Genomic DNA, 5621 nt, shown 5'->3' with positions numbered 1-5621 from the left:
TCCTCAAATCCTGGACATCCTGATTCAGACAAAATCATCTCAACTTCCCACAAACAATCATCCAACAACATCCTGTAAATCCTCAAATCCTGGACATCCTGATTCAGACAAAATCATCTCAACTTCCCACAAACAATCATCCAACAACATCCTGTAAATCCTCAAATCCTGGACATCCTGATTCAGACAAAATCATCTCAACTTCCTCAAAAACAATCTTGCCATCACATCCTGTAAATCCTCAAATCCTGGATATCCTGATTCAGACAAAATCATCATCACTTCCTCAAAAACAATCTTGCCATCACATCCTGTAAATCCTCAAATCCTGGACATCCTGATTCAGACAAAATCATCTCAACTTCCTCAAAAACAATCTTGCCATCACATCCTGTAAATCCTCAAATCCTGGACATCCTGATTCAGACAAAATCATCATCACTTCCTCAAAAACAATCTTGCCATCACATCCTGTAAATCCTCAAATCCTGGACATCCTGATTCAGACAAAATCATCACCACTTCCTCAAAAACAATCTTGCCATCACATCCTGTAAATCCTCAAATCCTGGACATCCTGATTCAGACAAAATCATCATCACTTCCTCAAAAACAATCTTGCCATCACATCCTGTAAATCCTCAAATCCTGGACATCCTGATTCAGACAAAATCATCACCACTTCCTCAAAAACAATCTTGCCATCACATCCTGTAAATCCTCAAATCCTGGATATCCTGATTCAGACATTTACCTGTTTTACTGCTTTGAATAATTTGATAAATAAAAACCTTATATATATGAGCGCGCACTTTTCCACTCATAACATAAGTGTAATCGAAACTGAGAATTTTGTCAAGGGCTGAATCAGGATTTTCAGGATAAATTATTTGTGTATGATTTGCAGAATTTCCTAGCCATAACAGAAGCACGGTGGAAACTGAGAATTAAGGTAAATACTTTTGCACCACAGTCCAACCACTGAGAGATACCCAGGCAAATCCTAGTAATAAGCAGAGATTACAACCAAGATGTAATGGTCTAGCCCAAGGCTTGATGGTACTAATTTGAGTGGCACTAAAAGCGGATACTAAAACTAAGATGACGACTATTAAACCAGCGACTAAATGTGGTGAATGTCCTAGTGAACCGAAGTGTCCTAATGTACCAACAATGCCAACGGCTAGGAGTAGTAATACTAGGCTAACCATAGTTATGCCAATTATATAATGGAGCGATCGCACTTGCTGACGATACCAAGGTAAGAGAATACCGAAAGATTCTGGGTTTGTTCTGACCCGTAACATCCAAATACCAGTTATGGCTAAAAATAAATAGGCTAGTAAAGATAATCCCATTGACCAAGCGGCTATTTTCCATAACCATAGAAAGGAAGGTAGGTGCATAAAACAGTTCAGTTCCAGAAAGTTACTTATTGAGCTTAACAGGACTTCGGCTTTTTTTGTTTTTAGCCGTCCATGTTTTTGCCCCACTACAGAGATTACAAGTCAATATAAACGTAAATCAAAATTATGGCTGGTTCTAGAAATGATTGGTTTCCCACGTCTGTTTGGCATTTTTCCCTAGAAAATTATCAACAATTAAATCCTCCACTCTTAGAAACTATCTATGCAGAAGAACGTCGAGATAGTCAGGGTGAGAAGTGGTCAAATATACTAGGATGGCATAGTACAGATAGGTTGCATGAGAGGGATAGTTTTGACAACCTGATACAAATCATTAATCAAAATGTCTTAGAAGTTGCCACATTTTTACAATGGGACTTACAAAAGTTTAGTCTCAAAATTACAACTTGTTGGGGAATTATTAATCGTAAACTTGCCTCCAACTCTGTACATAATCATCCCAACTCAATTTTAAGTGGAGTTTATTATCTGAAAACTCCTGAAAATTGTGGTGGCATATTTTTCTCTGATCCGCGACCAGCTTCACAGATGATAGTACCACCTTCCATAGAGTTTAATCTCTGGACTTTCCCCAAAATCACTTATAAAGCTCGTGAAGGGACAATGTTAATATTTCCTAGTTGGCTATTACATGGTGTGGAAATGAATATGAGTGATGAAGATCGGGTATGTATTAGTTTTAATATTGGCATAGTACCTATAAATAGATAATCTTTCCATAACCAAAAAATAACTTTTCAGAAGGATTTTTAATCAAGAAATAGCTAAATCATAGTACCTTCTTAACCTCTGTGTGAGAACTTAATGAGAAGTAATATTCATATCCGGTAAATATAGGGTTTCCTAAATTTGCCAAGCATTCAGTAAGCACTACACAGAGAATTGAAGGATTTTATGGCTATATCATTCGATACAACCGAACCGTCTCAAGTCAAAGGATTAAACGGTTACACAGTTGACCCAATTTTTACAGTTGGCGACAAAATTGGCAACTATGTTGCTCCTGGGATTCTTGACGGTATTGGCGCTTACTCACTCAACGACACAACCGTTCGTTTATTAGTTGTTAATGAGGTAGGGGCTGCTGATGGTTATAAGTACACCCTGAAAAACGGTACTCAACTCCCCGGTGCAAGAGTTAACTATTTTGATGTTGACAAGCGCACATTGCAAATCGTTGATGCTGGATTAGCCCATGACACCATTATCAACCGCAAAGGTGAAGTTGTTGATGCTGCTGCTGACTTAGAATTTGGTGGTATTCAACGTTTTTGTTCTGCTGCTTTGTTTGAAGCCAACCAGTTTGGTGCGGGTATTGGTTTAGCTGATCGTATTTTCTTCTCTGGTGAAGAAACCTATGGTGGGACACAATTTGCTTTAGATACCAAAACCAATGTCTTATATACTCTTCCTTGGTTTGGTCGGGCTGCATGGGAAAACGTCACTGAGTTGAACACAGTCCGCACTGACAAAGTTGCTTTTTTAATTGGTGATGATCGCGGACCTGCACCTCTAATTCTCTATATTGGTGACAAAAATGCCAAGAATGATGGTAGTTTCTTAGACCGGAATGGACTTGGACAAGGTAAGCTCTATGTTTGGGTTGCTGATGACCCCAGTAATGCTACTGATCCGATCGAAGCTGATCCTAGAGACTTCAAAGGTACAAACAACTCTACCGTTGGTAAGTTTGTAGAGATCAAATATTATGACCCTGCTCTTGCTAATACTGCTGTTGATGGACCAGACTCAGATACAAGCATTCAAAATGAACTTGGTTATGATGCTCAAGGCTTTGCCACCCAAGCACAGCAAGATAAATTAGCCGCAGATGTCAAAGCATTCTTGTTTTCTCGTCCTGAAGATTTATCTACTAATCCTAAAGACGGTACACAAGTAGTCCTAGCTTCCACAGGACGTGAAAGTATATTTGGTGGTGTAGATACCTATGGAACGACCTATAAGATTGATATTGACTTCAATAATATCAATACTGGTGACATCTCAGCCAAAATAGACATTCTCTTTGATGGTAACTTAACCAAAGATGCCAGTCTCCGTAACCCTGATAACCTGGATTGGGCTGATGATGGCAAAATCTACATTAACGAAGATCGGGCTGCTACCGCAGCTATTTTCGCAGGAACATCCAAAGAAGAAGCTTCCATTTGGAGAATTGATCCTTCAGTTGCTGATCCTTCCTCAACCCTGACCCGAATTGGTCAGGTAGATCGTACTGCTCTTCCAGCAACTCAAACTGACTCTAGCCCCACTGATATCGGTAACTGGGAAACTTCCGGTATCCTTGATGTTTCTACTCTGTTTGGTAATGCTCCTGGTACACAGTTTATATTTGATGTTCAAGCACATAGTCTTCTGAATGGAACAATTATTACCGCCACAAATATTGATGGTAATGGTGATGGCACAAAAACTAGACAAGAAAACCTGGTTGAAGGTGGTCAGTTATCTTTCTTGATCGCGCCTAATGCCAGTTTGATTCAGGACACACAATTCTTTGCTGCTACACCTAATGCCGATACAATTGTAGCCAAACAAACTCCTGGCTTTGGTGGTATTAATGATGTCGTGTTTAGTGGTGCTGGTAATGACGAGATTGATAGTGCGGCTGCGGGCGCTCTTGCCAGCAATAACACTATTGATGCTGGTAGCGGCAATGATACCGTGTTTTTAGCCAATGGCGATCGCGCTTTTGGTAGTGCTGATAACGACACATTCTTTGGAGATGAAGCCAGTAATTTCCGTGCCTCCGGTGGCGCTGGTAATGATATCTTCTTCCTGGGTAATGGTTCTAATGGTCGTGCCTTGGGTGGTGATGGTAATGATACCTTTGAAATTGGTCTTGGTGGTGGTCACACCCTATCTGGTGGTGCTGGCGCTGACCAATTCTGGATTGTTTTTGGTGAATTAACCAAAGCTACTAACACCATTCTAGATTTCCAAATTGGTACTGATGTGATTGGTATTTCTGGCGCTAAGAGCTTAGGCATCACTACCGCCAATCTAACTTTGACTCAAGTTGGTGCTGATACTGCGGTTATTTTTGGTGGTCAAACTTTAGCTACTTTAACTGGTATTCAAGCCAGCGCTTTGAGTGTGGCTAATTCTAATCAGTTTGTCCTAGTTTAATTCAAGCTGGGATTTCATAGTAATTACTGATAACTAAATACCTTGGCAGGACTTGATATTTTTCGAGGTCTTGCCAAGGTTTTTTATGATGGTAGGAGTTAGGAGTCACCGAATCAAATGGGAATTATTTGTAGGTGGATTGATTTGACTTGGGGATAGTTTCATAGCCACAATAGGTATTGCAGTTGCTACAATCAAAATGGCGATCGCTAAAATCACAGCAACCGGTTTACCTCCAGATGTGACTAACACTGTAAAAATGTTCTCTGTTGTTTTGGCTGCAACTTCTGTTAATTCTACGGTTTCCGATTTAGTGAATTTATCAACTATCTTCTCCGCAGTGTCTAAAATTTTGGTTGTGTTGTTGGACTGGGTAGCAAGATTTTCTTCTGTTGGTTGTTGAGACATGGGTTTACACTCCTGGGATATGTGTCTTTTTTTCATGTCTCTATCATTGCCTGTTGTCTATGCTGAATAGGTTGGGTATTGTAGGTAATTATAGCATTAAGTATAAACACAAATTTTAATAAAAATAACTTTAGAAAACAAATAGAAGATTATTGTCATACTAATTCTACAAGTATTATATTATCTTCGACAATAGACAATAAAGAAAAACTAAACCACAATCCTATCAGTTATTCAGATAATCAAAATCCCTTTGTTCCCACAACGGGAAGAATAGAGAACCTAGAAAAGTTTTTTGGTAGAGAACCAGAAATAAAGCAGATATTTGAACTTCTCAATAATGCTAGTAGTGTTGTGCTTATTGGTGAACAAGCAATTGGTAAATCATCTTTATTAGTAACCGTTCACAGGGGGTGAGAATTTATTAAAAAACCTGAAAGCTTTGTCTGTTGGGTTTTTCAGGCAACTTAACATATTAACGAATGGTTCTTAAATTGGCTAGAAAACGATTAGCAAACCGATATAGAGATTTTGCGAATTTCAAATGACCCAAAAAAATCAAATCTATAACGTTTTTCATGCTGTTTTCGTGGAATCTCATATAGAGTGTTTTTTGTACCCCCCGTGAACGGTTAC

At 39.0% G+C, this 5621-nt stretch carries 4 protein-coding genes; 2 read left to right on the top strand and 2 right to left on the bottom strand.

Annotation, left to right across the window (positions count from 1 at the left end; translation table 11 throughout):
• Positions 1-947: 947 nt before the first annotated feature.
• Positions 948-1406, bottom strand: a complete 459-nt coding sequence (locus IQ228_RS19640; protein WP_193964046.1) for a DUF4079 domain-containing protein — start codon at positions 1404-1406, stop codon at positions 948-950.
• 126 nt (positions 1407-1532) lie between these two features.
• On the opposite strand from IQ228_RS19640, the gene IQ228_RS19635 reads away from it, so the two are divergent.
• Together IQ228_RS19635 and IQ228_RS19630 are read left to right on the top strand one after the other, a co-directional pair.
• The gene (locus tag IQ228_RS19635; protein ID WP_027401426.1) at positions 1533-2138 is read left to right on the top strand and encodes a TIGR02466 family protein; all 606 of its coding nucleotides are present in this window, start codon (positions 1533-1535) and stop codon (positions 2136-2138) included.
• A 183-nt stretch (positions 2139-2321) separates the two neighbouring features.
• On the top strand, positions 2322-4577 hold the full coding sequence (locus tag IQ228_RS19630; protein WP_193964044.1) for a calcium-binding protein: 2256 nt from the start codon (positions 2322-2324) through the stop codon (positions 4575-4577).
• Positions 4578-4682: 105 nt separating this feature from the next.
• On the opposite strand, the gene IQ228_RS19625 is transcribed toward IQ228_RS19630, so the two are convergent.
• Positions 4683-4985, bottom strand: coding sequence for a hypothetical protein (locus IQ228_RS19625; RefSeq protein WP_193964042.1), 303 nt, complete (start codon positions 4983-4985; stop codon positions 4683-4685).
• Positions 4986-5621 lie beyond the last annotated feature (636 nt).

Origin of the sequence: Dolichospermum sp. LEGE 00246 (assembly GCF_015207865.1) — a bacterium.
GTDB classification, from domain to species: domain Bacteria; phylum Cyanobacteriota; class Cyanobacteriia; order Cyanobacteriales; family Nostocaceae; genus Dolichospermum; species Dolichospermum heterosporum.
Note: the sequence above shows the minus strand (reverse complement) of the source record. Positions and strands in the feature narration are given on the sequence as shown.

Excerpts from the sequence above, each read along its gene's own strand:
- IQ228_RS19630 (WP_193964044.1), top strand. The coding sequence starts at position 2,322 with ATGGCTATATCATTCGATACAACCGAACCGTCTCAAGTCAAAGGATTA.
- IQ228_RS19640 (WP_193964046.1), bottom strand. The coding sequence starts at position 1,406 with ATGCACCTACCTTCCTTTCTATGGTTATGGAAAATAGCCGCTTGGTCA.
- IQ228_RS19625 (WP_193964042.1), bottom strand. The coding sequence starts at position 4,985 with ATGTCTCAACAACCAACAGAAGAAAATCTTGCTACCCAGTCCAACAAC.
- IQ228_RS19635 (WP_027401426.1), top strand. The coding sequence starts at position 1,533 with ATGGCTGGTTCTAGAAATGATTGGTTTCCCACGTCTGTTTGGCATTTT.